This is a genomic window from Clostridium cuniculi (genome assembly GCF_004353185.1).
Taxonomy (GTDB): Bacteria; Bacillota; Clostridia; order Clostridiales; family Clostridiaceae; genus Clostridium; species Clostridium cuniculi.
On the sequence record NZ_SMUS01000002.1, the window covers coordinates 64,977 to 91,117 of the forward strand.

General features: G+C 29.3%; 19 protein-coding genes. 1 reads left to right on the plus strand and 18 read right to left on the minus strand.

The window, feature by feature from the left end; all coding sequences use genetic code 11:
• Positions 1 to 73: 73 nt before the first annotated feature.
• From EJJ37_RS01090 to EJJ37_RS01100, 3 genes are all read right to left on the minus strand, one after another.
• Positions 74 to 991, minus strand: a complete 918-nt coding sequence (locus EJJ37_RS01090; protein ID WP_133013745.1) for an ROK family protein — start codon at positions 989 to 991, stop codon at positions 74 to 76.
• Positions 992 to 1,102: 111 nt separating this feature from the next.
• On the minus strand, positions 1,103 to 2,389 hold the full coding sequence (locus EJJ37_RS01095) for an ABC transporter substrate-binding protein (RefSeq protein ID WP_133013746.1): 1,287 nt from the start codon (positions 2,387 to 2,389) through the stop codon (positions 1,103 to 1,105).
• 24 nt (positions 2,390 to 2,413) lie between these two features.
• Positions 2,414 to 3,670, minus strand: coding sequence for a response regulator transcription factor (locus tag EJJ37_RS01100; protein ID WP_133013747.1), 1,257 nt, complete (start codon positions 3,668 to 3,670; stop codon positions 2,414 to 2,416).
• Between the two features lie 100 nt (positions 3,671 to 3,770).
• On the opposite strand from EJJ37_RS01100, the gene EJJ37_RS01105 reads away from it, so the two are divergent.
• Positions 3,771 to 5,537 carry a sensor histidine kinase gene (locus EJJ37_RS01105; RefSeq protein WP_133013748.1) on the plus strand — a complete coding sequence of 589 codons (1,767 nt, stop codon included), beginning with the start codon at positions 3,771 to 3,773 and terminating at the stop codon, positions 5,535 to 5,537.
• A gap of 71 nt (positions 5,538 to 5,608) precedes the next feature.
• Here EJJ37_RS01105 and EJJ37_RS01110 read toward each other — a convergent pair whose 3' ends face one another.
• The 15 genes from EJJ37_RS01110 to EJJ37_RS01180 form a co-directional block, all read right to left on the minus strand.
• Positions 5,609 to 9,049 carry a CIA30 family protein gene (locus tag EJJ37_RS01110; protein WP_133013749.1) on the minus strand — a complete coding sequence of 1,147 codons (3,441 nt, stop codon included), beginning with the start codon at positions 9,047 to 9,049 and terminating at the stop codon, positions 5,609 to 5,611.
• A gap of 220 nt (positions 9,050 to 9,269) precedes the next feature.
• Complete coding sequence (locus EJJ37_RS01115; protein WP_133013750.1) at positions 9,270 to 11,456, minus strand: alpha-galactosidase; 2,187 nt, start codon at positions 11,454 to 11,456, stop codon at positions 9,270 to 9,272.
• Between the two features lie 248 nt (positions 11,457 to 11,704).
• Positions 11,705 to 12,571, minus strand: a complete 867-nt coding sequence (locus EJJ37_RS01120) for a DegV family protein (protein ID WP_133013751.1) — start codon at positions 12,569 to 12,571, stop codon at positions 11,705 to 11,707.
• A 166-nt stretch (positions 12,572 to 12,737) separates the two neighbouring features.
• The gene (gene gpmI / locus EJJ37_RS01125) at positions 12,738 to 14,270 is read right to left on the minus strand and encodes a 2,3-bisphosphoglycerate-independent phosphoglycerate mutase (RefSeq protein WP_133013752.1); all 1,533 of its coding nucleotides are present in this window, start codon (positions 14,268 to 14,270) and stop codon (positions 12,738 to 12,740) included.
• Between the two features lie 358 nt (positions 14,271 to 14,628).
• Positions 14,629 to 15,375, minus strand: coding sequence for a triose-phosphate isomerase (tpiA, locus tag EJJ37_RS01130; protein ID WP_133013753.1), 747 nt, complete (start codon positions 15,373 to 15,375; stop codon positions 14,629 to 14,631).
• Between the two features lie 179 nt (positions 15,376 to 15,554).
• Positions 15,555 to 16,733, minus strand: a complete 1,179-nt coding sequence (locus EJJ37_RS01135) for a phosphoglycerate kinase (RefSeq protein ID WP_133013754.1) — start codon at positions 16,731 to 16,733, stop codon at positions 15,555 to 15,557.
• A 152-nt stretch (positions 16,734 to 16,885) separates the two neighbouring features.
• Entirely contained in the window at positions 16,886 to 17,899 is a 1,014-nt protein-coding gene (gene gap / locus EJJ37_RS01140) for a type I glyceraldehyde-3-phosphate dehydrogenase (protein ID WP_133013755.1), read from the minus strand.
• Positions 17,900 to 17,984: 85 nt separating this feature from the next.
• A complete protein-coding gene (locus EJJ37_RS01145; RefSeq protein WP_133013756.1) occupies positions 17,985 to 19,013 on the minus strand; it encodes a sugar-binding transcriptional regulator in 1,029 nt (342 codons plus the stop codon).
• A gap of 368 nt (positions 19,014 to 19,381) precedes the next feature.
• Positions 19,382 to 20,218, minus strand: a complete 837-nt coding sequence (locus EJJ37_RS01150) for a DegV family protein (protein ID WP_133013757.1) — start codon at positions 20,216 to 20,218, stop codon at positions 19,382 to 19,384.
• A gap of 20 nt (positions 20,219 to 20,238) precedes the next feature.
• Positions 20,239 to 20,700, minus strand: coding sequence for a tRNA (cytidine(34)-2'-O)-methyltransferase (locus tag EJJ37_RS01155; protein WP_133013758.1), 462 nt, complete (start codon positions 20,698 to 20,700; stop codon positions 20,239 to 20,241).
• A 113-nt stretch (positions 20,701 to 20,813) separates the two neighbouring features.
• Positions 20,814 to 22,289: a VanW family protein gene (locus EJJ37_RS01160; protein ID WP_243124820.1), complete on the minus strand. Its 1,476-nt coding sequence runs from the start codon at positions 22,287 to 22,289 to the stop codon at positions 20,814 to 20,816.
• Positions 22,290 to 22,493: 204 nt separating this feature from the next.
• A complete protein-coding gene (locus EJJ37_RS01165) occupies positions 22,494 to 23,435 on the minus strand; it encodes a glycoside hydrolase family 25 protein (RefSeq protein ID WP_133013759.1) in 942 nt (313 codons plus the stop codon).
• 203 nt (positions 23,436 to 23,638) lie between these two features.
• Positions 23,639 to 24,550: a D-alanine--D-alanine ligase gene (locus tag EJJ37_RS01170; RefSeq protein WP_133013760.1), complete on the minus strand. Its 912-nt coding sequence runs from the start codon at positions 24,548 to 24,550 to the stop codon at positions 23,639 to 23,641.
• A gap of 108 nt (positions 24,551 to 24,658) precedes the next feature.
• Entirely contained in the window at positions 24,659 to 25,300 is a 642-nt protein-coding gene (gene nth / locus EJJ37_RS01175; protein WP_133013761.1) for an endonuclease III, read from the minus strand.
• Positions 25,301 to 25,366: 66 nt separating this feature from the next.
• Positions 25,367 to 26,071: a lysophospholipid acyltransferase family protein gene (locus tag EJJ37_RS01180; protein ID WP_133013762.1), complete on the minus strand. Its 705-nt coding sequence runs from the start codon at positions 26,069 to 26,071 to the stop codon at positions 25,367 to 25,369.
• Positions 26,072 to 26,141: the final 70 nt, after the last annotated feature.

Below are 26,141 nucleotides of genomic sequence, written 5' to 3' on the forward strand. Positions count from 1 at the left end.
AAATTTACAACTAAAAATAAGTCATTAAACCCCAAAAAAATTAACTTTGATTTAATGACTTATTCCATTTATTCTAATCTATACATATTTCAAGTTTTTGTTTTTGTAAAAAATTATATAATGCTCCTAATTTATTTGCATCATTTCCATAGATACATTTTTTTATTTGTGGAATTACTTCAGCATATTCATCCTTTGACAATATTTCTATAACTCTTTTTCTAATATCTTCTATAATACCTTCTCTTTCAGATATAGCACCACCAATAACTATAGCCTCTGGATCATAAGTATATTGAATATTAATAATCCCAATTGCCATATAAGTAAAAAACTTATTAACTTCTTCTATAGCAATTTCATCTCCACTATCATATAATTCAAATGCTTTTTTTCCATCAAACTTGTTAATATCTATATTTTTTCTTTTTGCAATAGCCTTTACTAATGCAAATGTTGATCCTACATCACTCCAAGTTAGTAACTTATTATTTTTTATATCACAATCAACTATGCAGAATCCAAATTCTCCACCATGCATATTAGCACCAGTATGAATTTTCTTATTCTTTACAATAGCTCCTCCAATTCCTGTTCCACATACTATAAAAGCTGAATCACTATTATCCTTTGTAGCTCCTAACCAACATTCTCCTAAAGCTGCGCAGTTTGCATCATTTTCTATCTCTATTGGTAGGCCTATTTTCTCACCAAGTATTTCTTTAAAGTTCATTCCGTAAATATATGGGATAGCACTTTTACTTTTAATTTCACCTGTTTGTGAATCTACAGCTCCTGGTGCACTTATAGCAATTCCTTGTAATGAAAACTCATTCCTATATATATTAAATAAATTTGTTAATTCTTCAAAAAATTCTTCAACTGTTGATGCTATTTCAATCTTACCACTTTTTAATATATCGCCCTTATTTGTTATTACTGACCATTTAACAGATGATCCTCCTATATCATATACCATATAATTTGTCATATATATTTCTCCCCTCAAAATAAAATAACATATATTTTTCAAAATATCTTAACACTAGTATATATTTACCACATTAACTTGTCTATGCTTTTAATAAACATATTATATATACTATTTTTGTATTGATTCTTTCCATTTATTTTCTGTTTCATTAATTAAATTATCAATATTATCTTCTGTTATGTATTTTTGAACAAAGCTCCCATCTAATCCATTTATATTTTTTAATCTTAAATATTCTTCTTCTAATTTAGCATCATATACAGATTGTTTTCTCACAAAATCAGCATAAAATTCCACAGGTATACCATACTCTTTCATAGACTCAAAATTATCTTTGCTATCGATTTCTTCCTTTAATGGAGATATATTGTTTACTGCCTTAGCATATCTACTTTCTTCAAAAATATATTTTAAAAATTCTTTTGCAACTTCTGGATTATCACTTTTTTTAGAAACTGCAAATTTATAGTCACCATATATTTTTATAATTTTTGTTTCTGGTATTGGAAACATTCCTATATCATCTTTATCCATTCCCATATCTTCTAATTGATTAATAAAATCTGAATTCCAAACTGTCATAGCAATTTTTCCATCATTCATATCATTCTTAAATTGTTGCCAATCATAATTTAATAAATCTTCTTCACAATATCCTCTTTTAACTATTTCTCTAGCTAAATTTAATGACTTATACATTCCTGAATCACTATTTAATATAGTTTTATTTGCTTGTACTGTATCCCTTGAGAAATTATTATCAAATAAATGTGGAATAATATCTACCCATAAATTCATAGTCCATGATTGTCTATAATTTATAGCTATAGGGGTTACTCCTAAAGCCTTAATTTTTTCGCATGCCTGAAACAGCTCTTCTATAGTAGTAGGTAGTTTTTCTATATTAGCCTTTTGGAAAATCTCTTTGTTATAAATTATTCCTTGCCATGTTATAGAACTATTTAAGCAATAAAGTCTACTATCAGATCCTAACCCCATATCATAATTATAAATATTATTATCATTAAATCCCAAATCATCAATTGTAAGAAAATAATTTGCATATTCATTCTTAGATATATTGGAAGGAACTAATGTTACATCTGGTAACTCTCCTACAGATGCCTTTCTTTGAAGTATAGTTTCTGCATCTCCAATCAACTCTAACTCTACATTTACTTTAGGATTTAATTCCTCAAATTCATTTATTAATGCTTCAATTTCATCTCTTTTATCTGTTCTATTACTTACAAATGTAATATCCCCTTTAAGTTCCTCTTCATCATTTGTACCCAAATTTATTTCTTTTAAGAAAAGTTTTGCTCCTACAACTGGGACTGCTAACAACAATAATATTAATGAAAATATATAGAACCTTTTACTAAAGTATCTCATAAAGACTCTCCTTACCCTTAAAATTTAAAGCTTAACTTTATTATTTCTAAAACTATTTGGTGTCGTTCCTGTTATCTTCTTAAAAGCACGTCCAAATGTTATTGAATCATTATATCCTACACTTTCTGCAACTTCATATATTTTTAAATTTGTTGTAATTAACATTTCCTTTGCTCGTTTTATTCTATAATTTGATAAAAATTCATAAAATCCCTCTCCAGTTTCCTTTTTAAATAACTCAGATAAATAATTTTGGCTCAAAAACACCTCATCTGCTACATCCTTTAAAGTAATATTTTTATTAAAGTTATTTGTTATAAACTGTATAGCTAACTTAATAGATGTTGCACTATATACATTTTTATCATCATCTAATATTTCTGATAATTCATTTAAATCCTCTATAAAATATTTTTTTATCTTTTTTGTGTACATCATGTTTTCTTTAACTTTTTTTACTATCTTTGAATATTCTCTAAGCTCCCATACTTTTTCTGTGCACTTTAAAATAAATACACTCATATTGTTCTTGATAAATATATCTGTTTCATCATCTATTTCTTTTATTACTAAATTAATATCAACAATTTCATTTATATTAAAGTAAAAAACAATATAAACGTTATCATCAAAATAAAAATGTAGATATTCAATCTTATCATTAAATTTAGTTATTTCTTTTATGTATTCCCCTAGTAACTTAGTGCCTAGATGCTTGACATCTTTATTTATAGGTAATACCACCATTTTATAGTAATAGTTTTCATCTAATTGTATATTCTCTAATAAAGCTTTATCTGTCTTTAAATTTACTTCTGAACTTGAAAATAACAAATGCTTAAAGAAATCTTTTTTTATAAGCTCTATAGATTTATTCATAATTTTATCTTTTTTCTTCAACTCTTGTAACTTTATTTCAACTTCTTCAATAACTCTTTTTAACTCATCTTTTTTTATTGGCTTTAATAGATAATTAAATGCACCATACTTCATTGTATCTCTAACATAAGTAAATTCATCATATCCACTTAAAACTAAGAAAATTGGTGGTGATTTTAACTCATTTATTGAACTTTTTACAAGTTCTATTCCTGTCATTACTGGCATCTTTATATCAGTTATTACCAAATCAACTTGTCCTTCATTTTTCTTTAAATAATCAAGTGCTAAGGCTCCATTTTGAAAATCTCCAACAACTTCATGATCTTGAAATAATTTATTCAATATTTTTATCAAGCCCATTCTAATTATCTTATCATCATCCACAACTATTATTCTCATATGCCCTCCCTATATTGAATATTGTAAAATTATGCTATATATTTAAATTAACATAATTTTAATAATAATAAAATATATTTTTAAAGAAGTAGGAGAATTTATGATTTTAAAAAATGATATATCAATAAAGCGTACCACAATACTAGTATTTATTATTATGTATGCTTTGTTTTTCTTAATGACAAGTATTAACCTTTACTCTTATTCTCAATATGAATTTAGTAAAACTAATAAAGTTATAAAGAATTTTAATACTACCTTAAGTCAACAAATTTATGAAAAGTTTAATAATTTATCAGATGTTTCTAAATATCCATTAATAATTCCTGATATTGATAAACTTCATTCAATATTAACTTCAAATGAAAAATATGAAATAAATGATTATAATTATTTACTTTATCTTTGTGAAATGATGCTTATTCAGAGTGAATCAATTAATGGTGCATTTATATATAATTTATCAGGAAATGGAGTTTTTAGTTCTAGAAATACCCCTAACTCCATTATTAAAAATTCACTATCTGAAACCTGGTTTAAAACTTTTTTAGAAAATGATGATACTATTTCATTTATACCATTTATTAAGTCTACCGATATATTTGAATATACTTCAAGTAATAGTGAAAGTTTAATTGGTATAGCCAGAAAAATAATTGATCTTAAAACACAAGAGGTTACAGGAGTTTTATTAATTACTATTCCAATAAGTGATTTGTTAAAAATACTAACTAAGGATTTACCATATAATAATCAAATTCTTTCTGTTTTTGATTCTACGGGTAACTTAATAGTGTCATCTAATTACGATATAGATTTTTCTCCATTTTTTGATGAGTTAAATACTACAAGTACTGAACCTAGTGTAAAAACAATTACTAATATCGATCCTTATTTCACTACTTCAAATAAAATTCCATTAACTAATTGGATATTAATTAGCGCTATTCCTAATGCTGATGTATATAGTATAAATAGCTTGTATATTTTTTCTTTTATTACAAACATAATATTTTGTTCTATATTGCTTATAGTCTTATATAACCTATTTATTAATAGAATATTTAATCCTATTAATTACTTAATTGACAATATGGAAAAAAGTCATATTGAAAAAAATCTTACTTCTAATTTAACTTATAATAAAAATGATGAAATAGGTATATTAGTTAACTCTTATAATGAAATGAAAGGTAGAATTAATGACTTAATAAATATTAATTATAAAAATAAAATTGAACAAAAGGATTTAGAATTAAAACAACTTCAAAATCAAATAAATCCTCATTTTATATATAACACCTTAGAGTCAATTCATATGATGGCAGAATTAAATGATGATGAAGAAACTTCTATAATGGCTGAGTATTTTGGTTCAATAATTAGATATAGCATGAATAGAAAAATAAATACTGTTAAACTTAAAGAAGAAATAAATATAATTGATAATTATATTTATCTTCAAAAAATTCGTTTTGATCAATTATTTATTATTGAAAATTTAATTACTGAAGATGTCTTAGAATGTGAAATAATAAAAATGATTATTCAACCTTTAATTGAAAATGCTATATATCATGGTTTAAGTGAATGTAGTAGTAATGGTAAAATTATAATACAAGGTCAAAAAATAGGTAATGAATTACTTCTAACTATCTCTGATAATGGGATTGGAATCCAGGCTGAAGCTCTAAAAGATTTAAATGACTATATAAATGATAAGAATAATAAATTCAAAGGAATTGCCTTAAGAAATATAAATAGACGACTAAAACTTAATTACGGTGAGCAATATGGACTTGAGATATTCAGTGTCTTTGGTCATGGTACCTCTATGGTATTAACATTACCTTATATTATTAAATAATATAAATAAGCTGAGAAGGCTAATTCTCAGCTTATTTTAATTTATTGTTTTCTCTTAATATATCTTTTATATTAATTGTCCTTTTTTCTTCTTTTACCTATAAATAAAGAGCCAGAGCCTATTAATGAGATAGCAGTTGCTACAACAACCATACTATTAACTCCACCAGTTTGAGGTAACTTATTGTTATTATTATTTTGCTTATCTGCACTTGGTTTCACAACTACATCACTATTTATATTATTATCTTCTTCTGGCTTTCCTTGATTACTTCCTGAATTATCTTCTTCCTCTGATGGATTATTATCATCTCCAGGTTTCTCCATATCTGATGTATTTACAGCTTTTATATCATCAAAATACATTGTAGATTCAACTGTCCATTCACCAGTATTGCCTTCTTCAGGTATTGTATTACACCAAATACCGATGCTAGTAATATTAGAGGGATCAAACTCTCCTTTATTTTTACCTACAAATTCATCAAATTTTAATGTTAAAAGTTGTGCTTCTGTAGTAGCTGCAAATTCTGGTAAAAACACTTCAAAATCCTCACCATTACTTGTAATTTGAATAACTAATTTTTGTCCATTTCCATCCGGTTTAACCCATAATTGTAATGCATCATATTCTGACCAATCTACATTTTTAGCTGTAGTCATTCCAGCCCAACCTTCTGAAGTTTTAGCATTTGAAATTTTATAATTAAATGCTAATCCATAATTTCCACTATTAAAATTACCTGTTTCACTTGTGAGTTGAGGATTTAAACTGCATCCTGGCCCAACATTTGTTGCCCATTCATTTAATAATAATGCACTTTCTCCTGAATAACTTTCAAAATTATCTACAACATTCTTTAATTTTTCAGGAACTTCTATGTTAAATATTATATCATTAGTGCTTATTACTTCTTCATCTACTACTAATTCTATTACTCCAATAGTTTCACCTATCTCTTTTAGAATTTCATTAGTTAAATCAGCTTTATATATACCATTTTCATTTTTAGTCTTTAAGCTTTTAATTTCATTACCTGCTCCATCTCTAATTACAAAAGAAACATCGCCTTCTAAATTCTTAACTACAGCAGATATAGTTGTTTCTTCTAACACTCTAGTACCTGATATTGGATTTATTATATATCCATACTTATAAGCTTCATCGTCAACATCTACATTTAAACTTAAAAATTCTCCTGCTTCCTTAGCAAATATAGATCTTTCATCATTATAAAAATCAATGAATTCATTAATCATTTCATGACCTGTAGTTTCTGTCATCCTATAAGGAATAAAGAAATTATCTTTATCATCAAAATTAGCCCAAACCATAAAATATGGCATATTTGAATTAGATACAACATCTAAAACTTCATTATACCAATCTTTTCTATTATTTCCTACTTGGGCTATACCTCCATTACCAACTCTCATTCCAACTTCTGATACTGCTGAAAGCTTGCCTCTTTTTTCTGCTAACCCTTGTACTAGTTCAATAGTTTCTTCTAGAACATCTATCCACTTATCATCTTCTGTTGGATTATCATGATACATATCAAATGCTAATACATCAACAAACTCATCACCTGGATAACGTGATAAATAATCCGCCTCATCTTCAAATGGACCTCCTGGTGAATATACATATAAAAAGTTATGAACGCCTTTAACATCTTTTAAATACTCAACTGTGTATGCAAATAAATTCTTATAGGCTTGTTCATCACAGAATGCTTTTCCCCACCAGAACCAACTTCCGTTGTTTTCATGGAATGGTCTAAATAATACTGGTATTCCTTCTTCTTGTAGTTGTAATCCATAATCAGCAATCATATCTAAATATCCTAAGAATACTTCATTTAAATCACCATTTGGCATTATCCTTTGAACTATATCTCCTTTTGTAACACCTGGAGTATATCCTGAATAATCATAATTTCCATTATCATCTACACCTTTATTTTTAACTACTTCAAAGTTTGGCATATGAGATGATAATGTTATTATTCCTCCTTCTTTCGCTGCTTGACTTGCAACCTTAACTGCTGCATCTACTCCACCATCTAATTCATCACCAGTAAATGATAATGTATCCATACCAACTAATCCTGCTATGGATCCTGTAATATCTAGAGTATCAGACTTTATACCACTTGTATCTCCTGGTATTTCGTACTTACCACCTTTATGATGCGTATCATTTTGATGTCCAAATATAACTTTATCAGTTTTTCCAACTCCTATTAAATATGAATATAAAGATGCAGTTTCACTTATAGCCTTCTCATCAACTAATTTAACTTTATTAAGAACATCTAAATTATTAACATCTATTGAAGTCTGAGGCTTAATTTCTTCAGTTATATCTACATAAATGCTTTCATTCTTTTCTTGATATAATTGAATATTATCAATATAAATATCTCCGTTATAATTACTATTAACACCTATTATTGATAAAGTTAAACTTTCTATCTCTTTATTAACTGAAGGAAATTTAACCTTTACCCTTGCTTTCTTTAAGCCACCTTCTATATCTTCTAACTCTAATAATTTAATATCTTCATAGCTATCAATTGCTCCATCTGAGTATAACTTAGTTTTAAATGATCCCATAGTCATTGATTGTGGATTATATATGAAGTCATATGTTAATACATTATAGCCATTAATATTAATCTTTTCTTTAAAATCATTTTGTAACTTTACTTCACTCCAAGATACTTCAGTATCCTTAGTAAAATCAAGCTTTAACTTTAATGCACCATTACCAATGCTTGAGCTATACGATATTTCTGGATTGCCTTGGTGCGACCATACTCCACCAAAATTCCATCCACCCATCCCTTGTTCTTCATCATCAAAGCTCCAAGTTAATGTATTAACTTCAACTGAAGGACCTTCTTCATTATTAGATTCTTCTTCTGTAACGGTTAAATTATCTATATAAATGGAACCAGTATAATTTGTTCCTGCTCCTATTATCTGTACTATTGCTGAATTTACTCCATTTATTTCTCCACTAACAGTTGAAGTAGCAGTGACCTTTGAATATCCATTTCCTAAATCCTCAAAGTCTGAAGCTTGAAATTTTCCAAAAGATCCATCTTTCCATTCCCAATTGCTATCTTTTATAGCTCCTTTAAATTGTATTTCTCCCTGAAAGTTAACCTTTTCTGTTGGAATTATAATATCAAATTTCACTACAGCTCCTGAATTTAAATTATCTTCATAATTAGTAAAGAAGTTCAACTCATGCTTATTTTTATCCCAATCCCATGAACCATCAAAATGTGTTTGAAATTTTAACATTTCATCTTCTAAGGATATATCATCTGCTAGTAATGCTCCACCAAATTCATCTGGCAATTTTGTTTCTTCCCCGAAATCATTACTATAAACAGTATTTGCTACAACAGAAGTAGCAAATACTGTTGTTGGTAATTGTGAAAATATTACTGTACATGTCATAACTAATGCAACTAACCTTTTACTCATTCTACTTATCATATATCTCTCCCCCTATATGTTCATCAATATTTTTAAACGTTTTCTAATTTATCAAAACTTTTCACCTCCTAGTTAATTTTAATTTTTAGGAAATTTATTTACAATTAATCTATATAGTCAAAGTAATTTTCGCTAATATATAGTAATTATTGTTAATTAAATATAAAAAAGCATTGACCTATAATTAAAATTAATCATAAATCAATGCTAATTATTTTTTCTATACGGCAGTTAAATGTATTATTTTACTTGAATAATCTCCATATAAAGAAACATTTATTCCTGCATACATTAATGCTCCACCAGAAATAATTTCATCTGATTCTTCTATCTTGTACATTTTATCTTCAACTAATCCTTTTAATTTAATTCTTCTGCTATGATAGTTTGGTCTACCTAGCACTTGTACACAAGTTACTAATACCTCATTTTTATCTTTAGATACAACTGTCCAAGCATCAAAGCCATGATTTTCTGAAAAGTTTTCTATTCTATAATAATCTCCTCTTCTTATTAAATCATTATATTTATGATACATCTCTATTTGTGTTGGTATCATGTCTCTATCTTCTTCTGGTATTCTAGTTACATCTAGCTCATATCCAAATGTTCCTGCTAATGCTACATGACCTCTAGTTTCAAAAGGTGTAGTTCTTCCCACAGTATGATTAGGACAATCACTAACATGTGCTCCTATTGTTGAAAGTGGATAAACCATTGCCGTTCCTTCTTGAATTTTTAACCTTTCAATAGCATCAGTATCATCTGAACACCAAATTTGTGGACTATAGTATAACATACCTGGATCAAATCTAGCTCCACCACCTGAGCAATTTTCTAATAATATATGTGGAAAATCTGTAGTTAATCTATCCATCATCTCATAAACTGCTAACATATATCTATGGAATAGCTCACCTTGTCTTTCTGGTGATAATGCTATACTTCCTAAATCAGTTAATTGCCTATTCATATCCCATTTTACATAAGTAATATTTGCACTTGAAAGTACTTTTTTAACACTTTCATATATATAATCTACTACTTCTTTTCTAGATAAATCTAATACATACTGTTCTCTACATAAGGCTGGTTCACGTCCTTCAATATGAATACACCAATCTGGATGTGCCCTAAATAAATCTGAATTTGGTGATATCATTTCTGGTTCAAACCATATTCCAAATTCCATGCCTAATTTATTAACTTCATCTACAAGATTTTTTAATCCACCTTGGATTTTTTCTTCATTAACAATCCAATCTCCTAATGAAGAGTTATCACTATTTCTCTTTCCAAACCATCCATCATCCATAACAAGCATTTCTATTCCTAATTTTGATGCCTCTTTAGCTATAGATAATAATTTTTCTGTATTAAAATCAAAGTAAGTTGCTTCCCAGTTATTTATAAGTATAGGCCTCTTCTTATCTTTAAATTCACCTCTTATTAAATTATTCCTATATAAATCATGGAAAGTTCTTGTCATCTTTCCTATACCCTTATTTGAATATACCATTACAACTTCTGGCGCTATAAATTCTTCTCCTTGTTGTAAAACCCATTCAAAATCTTCTGGATTTATTCCCATAACTACTCTTGTTGTGTCAAATTGACATCCTTCAATTTGAGTAAAGAAATTTCCTGAGTAAACAAAATTAAATCCATAAACATTTCCACTTTCATCAGTCGCATTATTATCTAAAAGAGCTATAAATGGATTATCTTGATGACTTGATTCTCCTCTTATTGATGAAACAGCTTGTCTTCCATATCCTATTTTCTTTCTAGAAATATGTCTTTCTCTTGCCCATGACCCATGAAGAGAAATCATATCATAGTTAACTCCATCAAAATCTATACAAGTTGATAATACTTTAGTAAGAGTTATTGAATCCTTTGAACAGTTTTTTACTCTTACACTTCTAGTTATTACATCTAAATTTTCAAATGTTGTATATACTAACACTACTTCTAAATTTAAATCTTTATCTAAACAAGTTATCTCCAATGTTGTACATTCATTTTCATCTCCAAAAGTTGCTGGAAGCCCTTGTAGCTTTTTCTTGCCTTTGAATATCTCATGAGATACATATTGTAGCTTACAAGCAGTATGTCCTTTACTATCCCTTACTTGTAAAGATGATTCTCTAAAATCACCTATCCCATGAGTTGAGTATTCCATTGGAAAACTATCGTAAAATGATACTCTATCTCTATTATTCTTTGATGGAACATATGGTGCTTCATCTATACGTAATAAATAATTAACGTTTTCATCAACTATCTTTTTTCCGAAATAAACATGTCCAACAAATTGCTCTTCATCTACTATTGCAATAATATATGATGTATCCTTTGAATCTAATTTAAATACTTTATTATTCTCTATAAATCTTATACCCATATATATATCCTCCTAATATGCTATATAAATAATGTACTCTTACAATTATAAATTATTATAGTTAAGTATATTTATCAACCTTATTAAGAAATATCCTAAAATTAATCACTATTACTGATTTTTTATCAGTTCATATATTAATTACTAATATAATTTTCACCTTAGCTTTAATAGAAAATAAAATTTTATAAAAAATAAACTGTATGACTGATATATTACTATATCTACCATACAGTTTAATTTTTTATTTATCTATTTTTACCTAAAAATAATACAGCTAGAACTCCTGGACCGGCATGTGCACCTATAACATTTCCAACATAGTTAATAACTATATTTTTAAACTTAACTTCTTCTAATATCATACTCTTTAAAGTTTCTGCATCCTCTAAACAATCTCCATGACATATATATAAAGTTTCATTCTCACTATTTATTGCTTTCTCTTTTACTTCATTAGCTAAAAATTTTAAAACTTTCTTTTTTCCCTTGATTTTTTCACCTTGCATTACTTTTCCATCATCATCTATATATAATGCTGGTTTAATATTTAAAAGTCCTCCAATTGCAGCTGTCGTAGCTGAAATACGTCCACCTCTTTTTAGATGATTTAAACTATCTACTACAAATGAATGTATAACTTTCTTTTTATTTTCCTCAAGCCAAGTAACTATTTCTTCTGCACTTAATCCCCTATCTCTCATTTCACAAGCTTTCATTACTAATAAACCTTGTCCACTAGTAACACTAAGAGAGTCAACCAATAAAATATTTGCATCTGGATATTCTTCCAATATATTATTTCTTGCTATATTTGCACTATTAAAAGTACCACTTAGTGCTGAAGATAATGTTATACAAATTATAGAATCTCCATTTTTTACATACTTTATGAACTCTTCTTCAAATTCATGTGCATTAACTTGAGATGTTGTAGGTGTTGCTCCTTCTCTCATTTGTCCATAAAAATCTTTATAACTTAAGGTTTTTCCTAAATCATCTTTTATTAATTGTTCATTTAAGTTTAATACTAAGGAAAGTAATCCTATATTATTATTATCTATATATTCTCTTGATAAATCACAAGCTGAATCCGTTATTATTTTTATTCCCATATCTTTTCATCCTCCACTAACCTTATAATAGTTGTGTTTTTGTTTTGTAAGGAAATTATATATAGAAATATTAATATTGTCAAATCCTTTGATTTTCAAATATTATTTGTTCCAAATTTTACTTATATGAATAAAAAAAGAGAGGGTACTCCCTCTCCTTATAATACTATTTTATTAAAGATTCACCTGTCATTTCAGCAGGAACATCTAATCCCATTACTGTTAACATTGTTGGTGCTATATCAGCTAACTTACCATCTTTTAAAGATTTACCTTCTGTGTGGTTAGATACCCATACAAATGGAACTGGATCAGTTGTGTGAGCTGTAAATGGATTTCCAGTTTCAGCATCAATCATAGTTTCAGCATTTCCGTGGTCAGCAGTAATAAATACTGTTCCATCTAATTCTAAAACTTTATCAACTACTCTTCCTAAGCATGTATCTACAGCTTCAACAGCAGCTTTAGCAGCTTCTAAAACTCCAGTATGTCCAACCATATCTGGGTTAGCATAGTTTAATATAACCATGTCATATTTTCCAGAATCTAATCTGTTTATTAATTCATCAGTTAATTCTGGTGCGCTCATTTCTGGTTTTAAGTCATAAGTTGCAACCTTTGGAGATGCAATAAGAGCTCTATCTTCACCTTCGTTTTCTTTTTCAACACCACCGTTAAAGAAGAATGTAACGTGAGCGTATTTTTCTGTTTCTGCTATTCTTAATTGGTTTAATCCCTTAGAAGCAACATATTCACCTAAAGTATTAGTTATAGCTTCTGGTCTGTAAGCAACTTCAACACCTTCTAAAGTCTTATCATATTGAGTCATTGTTACAAATACTAAATCTAAAGTTTCTCTTTCAAATCCTGCAAATTCTTTATCGTTTATAGCTCTAGTTATTTCTCTAGCTCTATCAGGTCTGAAGTTAAAGAATACTACTGAATCTCCATTCTTTATTGTTCCAGTCGGAGCTCCATTTTCTTCAATAACGCATGGTAATACGAACTCATCTGATTTATTATCAGCATAAGATTTTTCCATACATTCAACAGCAGATGTAGCAGTTTCACCTTTTCCAAGTACCATTGCATCATAAGCTAATTGTACTCTTTCCCATCTGTTATCTCTATCCATTGCATAATATCTTCCTGAAATAGTAGCAATCTTACCTACTCCGATCTCAGCCATGTAGTTTTCTAATTCAACTACGAAATCTTTACCTGAACCTGGAGCAACGTCTCTACCATCCATGAAGCAGTGAACATATACGTTCTTAACATCTTGCTCTTTAGCTAATTTTAATAATCCTTTTAAATGATCTATATGAGAGTGAACTCCACCGTTAGATAATAATCCCATTAAGTGTAATGCTGAATTATCTTTCTTAGCATTTTCGATAGCTTTTAATAAAGCTTCGTTCTTAAAGAATCCACCTTCGTTTATTTCTTTAGTTATTCTAGTTAATTCTTGATATATAATTCTTCCTGCACCAATATTTAAATGTCCAACTTCTGAGTTACCCATTTGTCCATCTGGTAATCCAACAAACATACCACTTGCTTGTAATTGTGAGTGAGGATAGTTTGCAACTAATCTATCATAATTTGGTTTATTTGCAGCAGCAACTGCATTTCCAGCGCTCTCTGGAGCTATTCCAAATCCATCTAATATCATTAACATTACAGGTTTTTTCGCCATAATTCCCTCCAAATATATATACATACTTTCTTAGTTTCAAAAAGAGTGATAACTTTGTGAGTTTCATTATGCAATTAAAGTGTATTGAATCTCACTCGTCATTAGTGTCTTTAATTGAACCATGTTTATTATACTATAATTATTATTACTAAACAATATAGTTACCTTTTTGTAAACGATTGTCTAAAAAATTTTCTGATAATTTATTTTTTGCTAAATAAACCAAAAATATTTAATTATTTATGTAAGATTAAAAACATTAGTAGATTTACTCATATACTAAATAAAAATATTAATTTTCAATAATTTTATAAAAAAAGAAATCCCTAGCAGAGGATTTCTTTTTTTATATTAAATTTTAGTAGTTTACTATTTGAGCAAAATCAGTAGCAACTAAGCTAGCTCCACCAACTAAAGCACCATCGATATCAGATTGAGCCATTTGAGCTTTTATAGTTCCTGGCTTAACTGATCCACCGTATTGGATTCTTACTTTGTTAGCAACTTCTTGACCGAACATTTCAGCAACAACGCTTCTTACAGCCATAATTGTTTCGTTAGCTTGTTCATCAGTAGCAGTTTTACCAGTTCCGATAGCCCAGATTGGTTCGTAAGCTATAACAACTTTTTCTGCTAATTCTGGTGCTAAGCCTTCTAAATCAGCTTTGATTTGAGCTCCAACAACTTCGTTAGTTGTTCCGTTTTCTCTTTGTTCTAAAGTTTCTCCACAGCAAAGGATTGGAGTTAAGTTGTGAGCGAAAGCAGCCTTAACTTTTTTGTTTAAAGCTTCATCAGTTTCATTGAAGTATTCTCTTCTTTCACTGTGTCCTAAAACAACATAACTAACACCCATAGCTTCTAACATTCCTGGAGCAACTTCACCAGTGAAAGCTCCTTTTTCTTCAAAGTGCATGTTTTGAGCAGCAACTTTGATGTTTGATCCTTCAACTGCTTTTAATACAGCATCTAAGCAAACAAAAGTAGGACAAACTACTACATCACAAGTAGCATCCTTTACTAATGGTTTTAATTCGTTTATAACTTTAACAGCTTCTTCTGGAGTGTAGTGCATTTTCCAGTTTCCAGCGATAATAGCTTTTCTCATTTAATTCACCTCTATAAAAATTTTTTCAAAATTTTTAGTGACAAGTTTACAGGGACAAATGACAAGTTAAGGTAGAAACTCCTTAAGGAGTTTCTAAAAATATATATTTTTTTCTAAATTCAGCTCTACTGAATTTATTCCTCAACTTACCACTTGCCACTTGTCACTCTTAACTGTTTCTACTTGTCGTTTAAAGCAGCAATTCCTGGTAAAGTTTTACCTTCTAAGAATTCTAATGAAGCTCCACCACCTGTAGAGATGTGAGTCATCTTATCTCCGAATCCTAAGATATTAACAGCAGCAGCTGAATCTCCTCCACCGATAACTGTTGTAGCATCTGCATCAGCCATAGCTTTAGCAACTGCAATTGTTCCTTTGTTGAAGTTTTCGAATTCGAATACTCCCATTGGTCCGTTCCAGATAACAGTCTTAGCATCTTTAATTGCATCAGCATATAAAGCTTCTGTCTTAGGTCCGATATCTAATCCCATGAATCCAGCTGGAATGTTTTGATCTTCAGTAACTGTAGCTTCAACATCCTTGAATCCATCAGCGATTCTGTGGTCTACTGGTAATAAGAATTTAACACCGTTAGCTTCAGCTTTAGCGATCATTTCCTTAGCGTAGTCCATTCTATCATCTTCACATAAAGAAGTTCCGATTTCATATCCTTGAGCTTTTAAGAATGTATAGGCCATTCCTCCACCAATGATGATTGTATCAACTTTTTCTAATAAGTTGTTGATAACAGCAATCTTATCTGAAACCTTAGATCCACCTAATATAGCAACGAAAGGTCTAACTGGATTGTTTACAGCTTCTCCTAAGAATTTTAATTCTTTTTGAATTAAGTATCCGCATACAGCTGTATCTACGAATTTAGTAACACCTTCAGTTGAAGAGTGAGCTCTGTGAGCAGTTCCGAATGCATCATTAACGTAGATATCACATAAAGAAGCTAATTCTTTAGATAATTCTTCTCCGTTCTTAGTTTCTTCTTTTCTGCATCTAGTGTTTTCTAATAATACAACGTCTCCGTCCTTCATATCAGCAACAGCTTTTCTAGCGTTTTCTCCAACAACTTCTTCATCTCTAGCGAAAACAACTTCTTTACCTAACATTTCGCTTAATCTTACAGCAACTGGTGCTAAAGTCTTAGAAGCATCTTTTCCTAAGTGTGAGCAAAGTATAACTTTAGCTCCGTTTTCAACTAAGTATTTGATTGTTGGAAGAGCTCCTACTAATCTATTTTCATCAGTGATAACTCCATCTTTTAATGGAACGTTAAAGTCACATCTTACTAAAACTCTTTTACCGTTAACTTGAATATCTTCAATTGTCTTCTTATTAAAGCTCATTCTTTTCACCTCATAAATTTATTCATAGTTTTCTTTATAATTTTAAAATAGGCCCGGTCTTATAAGTATGCCTTAGAGACCGGACCCTTTTTAGGATCTTATAAGAGTGCTTTTATAAGCATCTAAATCCATATATAATTATCTATTAAAAATTAAGCTAATTCAGCGAAGTATTTAATAGTTCTAACCATTTGGCTAGTGTATGAGTTTTCGTTGTCATACCATGCAACAACTTGAACTTGGTATAATCCTTCTCCGATTTCAGATACCATAGTTTGAGTTGCATCGAATAATGAACCGTAAGTGATTCCTACGATGTCTGAAGAAACTAATTCTTCTTCAGTGTAACCGAATGATTCGTTAGAAGCAGCTTTCATAGCAGCGTTTATAGCTTCTTTAGTTACATTTTCACCCTTAACTACTGCAGTTAAGATTGTAGTTGATCCAGTTGGAACTGGTACTCTTTGTGCAGAACCGATTAATTTTCCGTTTAATTCTGGAATAACTAATCCGATAGCTTTAGCAGCTCCTGTTGAGTTAGGAACGATGTTTACAGCTGCAGCTCTAGCTCTTCTGAAGTCACCTTTTCTGTGTGGTCCATCTAATACCATTTGGTCTCCAGTGTAAGCGTGGATTGTTGACATTATACCAGATTGAATTGGTGCAAAGTCATTTAATGCTTTAGCCATTGGAGCTAAGCAGTTTGTAGTACAAGATGCAGCAGAAATTATGTTATCTTCAGCTGTTAATATGTCTTGGTTTACGTTGAATACAACTGTTGGAAGGTCGTTTCCAGCTGGAGCTGATATAACAACTTTCTTAGCACCTGCTTCAATGTGAGCTTGAGATTTAGCTTTTGATACGTAGAATCCAGTACATTCTAATACTACGTCAACACCGATTTCTCCCCATGGTAATTTAGAAGCATCAGCTTCAGCATAAATTCTGATTTCTTTTCCATCAACAGTGATAGAATTTTCACCAGCAACAACTGTATCACCTAAAGCGTATCTTCCTTGTGCTGAATCATATTTTAATAAATGAGCTAACATTGATGGGCTAGTTAAATCGTTGATAGCAACTATTTCATACCCTTCTGCTCCAAACATTTGTCTAAATGCAAGACGTCCTATACGTCCAAAACCGTTTATTGCAACTCTTACCATTACAATTACCTCCTAAAAATAGATATTATATATTTAAAATTAAATTTTAAATCAAATTAATTAATATGAAACTATTGTTTCACCTTTAAACTTTAATTAATTCTGCAATTTTCCTTCCTGCAGATTCATCAGTTACTAAAACAGCATTAGAATTATTCATTTCTGTTGCAATTATAGCTTCTACTTTATTTTCCCCTGCAGCCACAGCAATATGTGTGTTAATTTTTTTTGCATCATTAATATTAATTCCAATTGGAGTATTTTCTAAAACAACTTGAGAATGTTTATTAAAATAACATCCAAATGCTTCTCCTACTGCTCCTAGGCTTTCAAGTCTACTTATATATTCCTCTGATAATCCACGCTTTTGAGCCATATGGATTGCATTTCCTATTCCATAAATTAAAATATCAGCATTATGAATATTATCTATAACTTCTTTTATTTGCTTTTCTTTAAGAAGTCCCTCTAACACTTCATAACTAACATTCTCTGGAATATGTAACAATTTATAAGTACCATTAACTTTATTAGCTAATGATGCTGCTAAATAATTAGCTTGACTTTCGACCCTTCTTCCCATTCCGCCTCTAGCTGGAATAACAAGAACATTGGAAATATTACTTACTTTTGGGAATGCCTCAACAACTTCTTTTATTGTGCTTCCTCCCGTAATAGCTATTATATCACTATCTTTTATTATATTTTTTACATAGTTAGCTGCTGCTTTTCCTAATTCCTTAAGTGTTGCTGGGTTTTCCTCAACATTCCCCGGAACTATAACAACATCTTTTAATCCTAAGAATGATTTAATTTTCTTCTCAATATCATTTAATCCCTTTATTTGATGTATCAAATCTTTTAACCCTTCTAAAACATGTTGTCCATCTTTAGTAACGGTCATACCAGGGGTATTAATCTCTATTAAGTTTTGTGATTTTAATAAATCAATCTCATTTCTAACTACTCTTTCGCCAAGATTAAGTTCACTTGCAAGCATTCTTCTTCCAATAGGTTGGTTATAAAAGATTGTCCTCAAAACATTATATCGTTTTTCTAGGACTTCCACCAGCTCAGGAACTATCTTTCTTTGCAATTCTAATATTTCCTGCACTACAGACCCTCCTTTGGACTAAAAATGTCCCAGCAATGACTTTTATGTCCCACATCTATTATTATAAAACAGATATCTAAATTTTGAAAGTCTTTCTAGTAATTTTTTTAATATTTTTTTATTTTGCTACTTTTTTCATTTATATGCATAACAAAATTAAGTTGTTTTGGGTAAATTTGAATAGATTCTCTTTATTTTATCATTTATATTGAAAATCTTTTTTAAATTTTTCTATAATATTTTATACTATTTTCATATATCTATTCAAAAAGCAATTCTATTTTTTATTCCAACAAGTACTATTTAATACTTTAAAGTAAAAAAATAGCAAGTAACACTCTCAAAATTGTTACTTGCTATTTAAAACTTTATTTTTCAATAAAGAAAATTCCACAGGCTCTAGTTCCTGAATGTATTCCTACTGTACATCCAACAATACCATGAACATATTCTATATTTTTTTCCTCAAAATACTTTTTAAGTCCTTCAAATATTTCCTCATTTAATATTTCATCTATGACTATCGGTGAATCAAAATCTACATTTGCACTTTCGAAATCAGAAATTACTTTCTTTAAAGCTTTTTTGCTTCCTCTTACCTTATCTTTAACCGCCATTTGGCCATCTTTAACTTCTAAAATAAGTCTTAATCCTAAAACACTTCCTATTGCACCAGCTGCCTTAGAAAGTCTTCCACCTCTTACTAGGTTTTCTAATGATTCAAAACTTAATGAGCTTTTAACTTTAGGAATAATATTCTTAATTTTTTCTTCAATTTCAAATATATTATCGCCATTATCTCTAAATTCACAAGCCTTTAACACTAAAACTCCTAAACCAGATGTTACATTTCTAGAATCAATAACTATTATATCATCAGTATCTAACATATTTTTAGCTATACATGCTGATTGGTATGTTCCACTCATTTCTGATGATAAAACTAAAGTTACGATTTTATATCCTTCATCTAGATATTTCTTAAATACTTCCTCAAATCTATTTGGTGTTACTTGAGCTGTAGTTGGTAGTATATTTTCCTTCGCTATTCTATCCAACATTTCTCTAGTATTTATCTCCACCCCATCTAAATAACTTTCTTCTCCAAAGTTAATTAATAACGGTAAAACTTCTATATCCTTCTCTTTTATAAGATCTGACGGCAAATCTAAAGTACTATCAGTAATAATCTTAATTTTTTCCATACAAGTACCCCCTATATTTTTTATTTCATATTTGGAAAGTCTATTTGCTTTAATGCCTCATAGGCTATAATCGCTACTGTATTTGATAAATTTAAACTTCTTGTACTTGTTTGTACCATCGGAACTCTTATTCCCTTATGTGCATTATGTACATCTTCAGGAACTCCTGATGATTCTCTTCCAAACATTATAAAGTCTCCATTTTGAAACTTTTCATCTGAATATATATTTCCACCATGTGTAGTAGATAAAAATATTCTTCTATCTCCATACTTAGCCATAAAATCTTCATAAGATTCATGAACTTCTAATTTTAAATCCTTCCAATAATCTAAACCTGATCTTCTAACGGCTTTATCATCAATACTAAATCCTAAAGGCTTTATTAAATGAAGAGTTGAGTCAGTTAAAACGCAAGTTCTTGCTATATTTCCAGTATTTTGTGGTATCTCTGGTTGATATAAAACTATATTTAAATTCAATGAATTCACCCTCCAAAATAAAAAGTAAGATGTTATAACATCTTACTTTACACTATTTATATATCTTCAATGATACTATATAGTTTTTTAATAGTCAAAGAATTTTAATATATTTAAGCTGCCGGTGCTTCTTCCGTAGCATTTTCTGTTGGGGTTGTTTCTTCTTGAGTAGGAGTAGCTGGTGTTTCTACCTTTTTAGTTCCTACACTAACAACTTCATTTCTAGTTGAATATACATCAGTTGATATAAGTTCTTTATTTACTTGAACACCATTTTCATAAGTAATTAAATATCCACTTGCTTTACATCCATTAGCCCCTGATGATGTTACAACTCTTGTTCCCTCTGGTAAAGTAGGATCTTGTACTTCCTCTGTACCATAAGTATAAGTTTCTAATATTTCATTAACAAGCTCATAAGTTTTTCCACCCATAGCTTCCTTATTTCCCCAAACATTAAATACTACCTGATTACCAGATAAATATCCTTGAATATATATTGGGAAGTCATATGTATTTACAAACTTATAATCTATGTATCCAGCAGCAACTGTTGCATCTAATCCTGGTTTTGCATAACCAACAGTCATTGAGTGATTACGTCTTTCAGTAGATCTTATGTTAGCTTGTATAACAGCTCTATATAGAGTACTTGAAACTTGACATACTCCTCCACCATATCCTGGTACTATTTTAGAACCAACATATGTATTTGCTTCTTTATAACCTCTTTCTGGAGTTGTTGGACCAATTGTATTATTATAACTGAATTCATCTCCTGGCATTAATAACGTACCATTAATGTATCCAGTTGCAATTCTTAAGTTTTCAACTCTTCCTGTATCAGAAGTACCAAAAGTACTTGAATAAGATGACATTACTCCAGTAATCTTATTTAAATCTGCTGAAGTTACTCTTGGTGAATAATCTTGTAAATCTATAGTTACAGTTTCAACTTTTTCTGGATCTGGATCTATGCTATCTTTTATTTTATTACATAAATCATCTATATCTATATGTTTTCCTGTAACCTCTGGAGTGATAGAAACATTACTACCATTAACTGATATTTTTGCATCTACAGCATCAACTTTAACTTGATCATTTACACTATTAGCAAACTCTTTAACTTTTTCTTCATCATAACTTAATACAGTATCAACTTTATAATCAACACCATTTTCTATTATCTTTTTCTTTTCAAGCATTTTATTATCTTTTCCATAATTAAACGCTTCCTCTACTGTTTCATCAGCACTTACTGATGGACTAATATCAGAATACTTAAGCTCAAAAGTTTTATCTCCAACAGTTACAGTTATAATTTTATTTCCAATTAAAGAAATTAACTGATCATTTAATATGTTTACTGCTTCTTCTTTAGTTTTACCACCTAAGTCTATACCATAAGCTTGTACCCCAGGATATATTTTATCTGCCCATGAATCAACTTTATTTTTTACATTCATAAAATATCCAAAAGTTATTCCTGCAATTAACACTATAATAGTTGATATTATAATGATTAATCTCTTATTTTTAGACATAGTTTTTTTAAGTTTACCATCATTTGCTTTTTCGTTACTCACAGTTCCACTCCTCCCAAAAATTTATATATAATTACTATAATTGCATTATGTTCTAATTATATTCTATTATTTAATTTAATACAATTAATAAAATTATTTGAATTTCATAAAGTTAAATTTAATAGTTTCAAGAATAGCTTTACTTTAAATTATAAGTAATTTTATCTTAATATTATAAAGCTATTCTTATACTACTATCTTATTTTATACTGTAAAACTACTTCTATTCTTAGATGTTTCACCATCTTTATCAAATGCTTCTATACTTATTCTTATAGGCCCTTTAACAGTAAACGGTAATTGATTTATATTTATTGAAAAACTAGTATCATCAGCATCTACTGTACCTATCCAGTAATTATTAGCAAAGATATTATATCCTAATAAATCTGTGTCAGTATTTTTCCTCCAAGTAATATGCAAAACATTTCCTTTTCTATTAACTGTAAGTCCTGTTACATTTCTAGGTTGAGTTAATAAATCTATACTATCTGGGCCCCAGTTTGCATCAACAGGATTTCCAACGCCTCCAACATTTGCACTCTCACTATATTGCCATACTCTCCATCTAGTCCATCCACCTACATCTGGTGGAACTGGTGCATTTCCTGGAATCGCTGTATAATGAGCAATCCATAAAATCATATTTTTTAAAGGATATCCTTGATTAGGAATAAAGAAGTTATTATACATCTCTACAAAGAATGCTCCTGTATAAAGCATTAGTCTTCTTCTTGTTTTTCTTTCAAACCTTTTTCTAAACCTATCTATCCAATTAATTAATGTAGAAGTAGAAATTGAATTATCTGTAGGGGTTTCAACATCTAAAACTGGAAATAAGTCTCCATAATCTTTTTCACCAAAACCCTCTTGAAGTATATTAATAAAATCATCACATTGTGAATCTGCAGTAGTTAAATCTGCACTTGGAACTCCAAAATGATATGCACCAACAGGTATTCCGAAATCTCTTGCCTTTTTAGCAAACTCTAAAAATTTTTTATCTACTCTGAATCTACCTGTAGCCGATCCTGAAGATCTTAGGTATAAAAAGTCTATAGTAGTTGCAAGAACTGTAAAGTCTACATTTTGTGTATATTCATTAATATCTATACCAAAAAGACTTTTATCACTTCTATTTTGCATAAAGCCCTCCAATAAAAAATTCTCCTTACTACATATAATATTTAAAAATTTAGTTATGGTTACATCAAAAAAATATTTGCAATCAATATTTAAAATCACTTTATAAATATTAGACAATTTCCCCCCCTAAAAAGTTCTATCTAAATAAAATAATTTTAACTATATAAAAAACTCAGCCTACGCTGAGTTTTAAAATACATATATTAAATACTTCTTTTAACTTTTAAAGATGTCTCTATTATCTTATCTAAAAGACCAGCATAGCTAATTTCTATTGCAGCTGCACTCTTAGGGAAAAGACTTGCTGGTGTCATTCCAGGCAATGTATTTACTTCTAATATATATGGAACTCCATTTTTATCAATAATCATATCAACTCTAGCGTATACTTGACACTTTAAAGCCTTATAAGTTTCTAAAGCCATTTTTTCAACTTCCTTATGAAGCCCTTCTTCTAATTCAATAACTATTTCATCAGCTCCATCAGCTGCATATTTTTGAGTATAATCAAAGAAATCAGACTTTGGTTTAATAGCTATAACTGGCCACATTTCACCATCAAATACTGGACAAGTTATTTCATCACCTTCAACAAATTCCTCAATCATTACTTCTGTATCCCATTTTAATCCTTCTTCAACAGCTGCTTGAATATCCTCTTTATTCTTTATTTTAAATGTAGCAACACTTGAACCACCGTTTGTTGGCTTAACGAAAACAGGATATCCCATTTCATCTATTTTATCATAATCTATTTCTTCTACAGATGAAACATTAATCCATCTGGCAGTTCTAATATCATTTGCTTTTAATATTCTTTTTGTAAAGTCTTTATCCATACATAAACCTGAACTTATAGGTCCACATCCTGAATAAGGTATATCTAAAGTTTGAAGTACTGATTGAACAGTTCCATCCTCACCAAATTTTCCATGAAGTGCTAATAATGCAAAATCTATATCTTTAACCTTATTTACTATATCTTCTTTATTATCAATAACTATAGGCACTACTTCATATTTATTTTTATCTATTTTTTCAACTATTGAATTACCACTTTTAAGTGAAATTTCTCTTTCTGAAGAAATTCCCCCCATTATTACTCCAACTTTCATATACATCCTCCTAAAACTTTAGTAATTATGTAGATATTGCTACATTTTTTCATATCAATTATATCATAAATGAATCTCCAAATCTTTGATTTGATTAGATGAGCTAACTTATTTCCTTTTAGCTTTTTGCTCCTTAAAATATTTACATCTATTAGTAAGTGGACATTCACTACACTTAGGATTTCTTGCTATACAACATCTTCTACCGTGAAATATTAATAAATGGTGTGTCAAACTCCATTCTTTTTTAGGCAGTTCTGCTTGAAGTTGCTTTTCAACTTCTAAAACATTATCTGAATCTGCTAATCCAAGTCTATTAGAAACTCTAAAAACATGTGTATCAACTGCAATAGACGGAACTCCAAAAGCATTTGATAATACTACATTTGCAGTTTTTCTTCCTGCACCTGCTAAGCTTGTTATCTCTTCCATAGTTTTAGGAACTTCTCCGTTAAACTTACTCTTTAATTGATTACACATAATTAATATATTCTTAGCTTTACTTCTATATAATCCTATTTGTTTTATTCTTTCTTCAAGCTCATCTATAGATAATGTTAGAAATGCATCAACATCTGGATAATCTCTAAATAAACTCTCAGTTACTTCATTAACCTTTTTATCTGTAGTTTGTGCAGATAAAATAGTTGCAACTAATAATTGAAAAGGAGTTTCATGATTTAATTCACATTTAGCATCCGGATATAATCTTTTTAACTCCTCTAATATTATCTTAGTCCTTTGTTTCATTTAACTTTCCTCCTAAATTTTTTAAGATTGTCACTCCACTAATATCCTAATCTCTTAATTCCTTAACTATTTATAAACGCCTCTATATTCCTCCGGCAACCCCTTAGCTATTGATTTCATTATGTAAGTTAGGCACCTATCATCATATTCATGCTTAGATTCATCTTTATCTTTTTTAGGAAGTTCTATATACTCTCCTATATTTACATTTACCTCTGCTTCATTCCACTCTTCACCAGCCATATCACCATTTTTGTTAATAGGTAGTAGTTTTTCAGTTCCATATAATGAAAGTGGTACTATCTTTGCTTTGCTCATTCTAGCAACTAATAATACGCCCTTCTTCCCCTCTATCATACTTCCACTTCTACTTCTTGTCCCTTCTGGAAAAAGAACAAGATTTTCTCCATCTTTTAAAACCTTTATCATAGCCATAATAGCTTCTTTATCAGCACTATTAGGTTTAATAGAAATATTTTTAACTACTTTAGTTCCTAAATTAGTAACTGGGTCATTTGAAAGTTTAACTCCAGCAACAAAGGTAGGATCGTATTCATCCTTTAATACTTTTTCTATAATAAATCCATCTGAATTACTTAAATGATTACTAATAAATATTTTAGGTCCATCTGCCTTTTTTATATTTTCATATCCACTTACATTAATTTTTGCATATTTTTTTAAATACCCATTTATCTTATTTCTCGCTATTTTTATAACTAATTTTTCTGGCAAAAGCTCTATAAGCCTTGCAGTACTTTTAGACATCATATTCAATCCCCCCTTAAATTAAATATATACATAAACATTATATTTTATATATTTTCTCAAAACAATTAAC

Bases quoted from the DNA above. Each gene is read 5' to 3' on its own strand.
- EJJ37_RS01090 (WP_133013745.1), bottom strand. From the start codon at position 991: ATGACAAATTATATGGTATATGATATAGGAGGATCATCTGTTAAATGG.
- EJJ37_RS01095 (WP_133013746.1), bottom strand. From the start codon at position 2,389: ATGAGATACTTTAGTAAAAGGTTCTATATATTTTCATTAATATTATTG.
- EJJ37_RS01100 (WP_133013747.1), bottom strand. From the start codon at position 3,670: ATGAGAATAATAGTTGTGGATGATGATAAGATAATTAGAATGGGCTTG.
- EJJ37_RS01105 (WP_133013748.1), top strand. From the start codon at position 3,771: ATGATTTTAAAAAATGATATATCAATAAAGCGTACCACAATACTAGTA.
- EJJ37_RS01110 (WP_133013749.1), bottom strand. From the start codon at position 9,049: ATGATAAGTAGAATGAGTAAAAGGTTAGTTGCATTAGTTATGACATGT.
- EJJ37_RS01115 (WP_133013750.1), bottom strand. From the start codon at position 11,456: ATGGGTATAAGATTTATAGAGAATAATAAAGTATTTAAATTAGATTCA.
- EJJ37_RS01120 (WP_133013751.1), bottom strand. From the start codon at position 12,571: ATGGGAATAAAAATAATAACGGATTCAGCTTGTGATTTATCAAGAGAA.
- gpmI (WP_133013752.1), bottom strand. From the start codon at position 14,270: ATGGCGAAAAAACCTGTAATGTTAATGATATTAGATGGATTTGGAATA.
- tpiA (WP_133013753.1), bottom strand. From the start codon at position 15,375: ATGAGAAAAGCTATTATCGCTGGAAACTGGAAAATGCACTACACTCCA.
- EJJ37_RS01135 (WP_133013754.1), bottom strand. From the start codon at position 16,733: ATGAGCTTTAATAAGAAGACAATTGAAGATATTCAAGTTAACGGTAAA.
- gap (WP_133013755.1), bottom strand. From the start codon at position 17,899: ATGGTAAGAGTTGCAATAAACGGTTTTGGACGTATAGGACGTCTTGCA.
- EJJ37_RS01150 (WP_133013757.1), bottom strand. From the start codon at position 20,218: ATGGAAAAAATTAAGATTATTACTGATAGTACTTTAGATTTGCCGTCA.
- EJJ37_RS01165 (WP_133013759.1), bottom strand. From the start codon at position 23,435: ATGCAAAATAGAAGTGATAAAAGTCTTTTTGGTATAGATATTAATGAA.
- EJJ37_RS01170 (WP_133013760.1), bottom strand. From the start codon at position 24,550: ATGAAAGTTGGAGTAATAATGGGGGGAATTTCTTCAGAAAGAGAAATT.
- nth (WP_133013761.1), bottom strand. From the start codon at position 25,300: ATGAAACAAAGGACTAAGATAATATTAGAGGAGTTAAAAAGATTATAT.
- EJJ37_RS01180 (WP_133013762.1), bottom strand. From the start codon at position 26,071: ATGATGTCTAAAAGTACTGCAAGGCTTATAGAGCTTTTGCCAGAAAAA.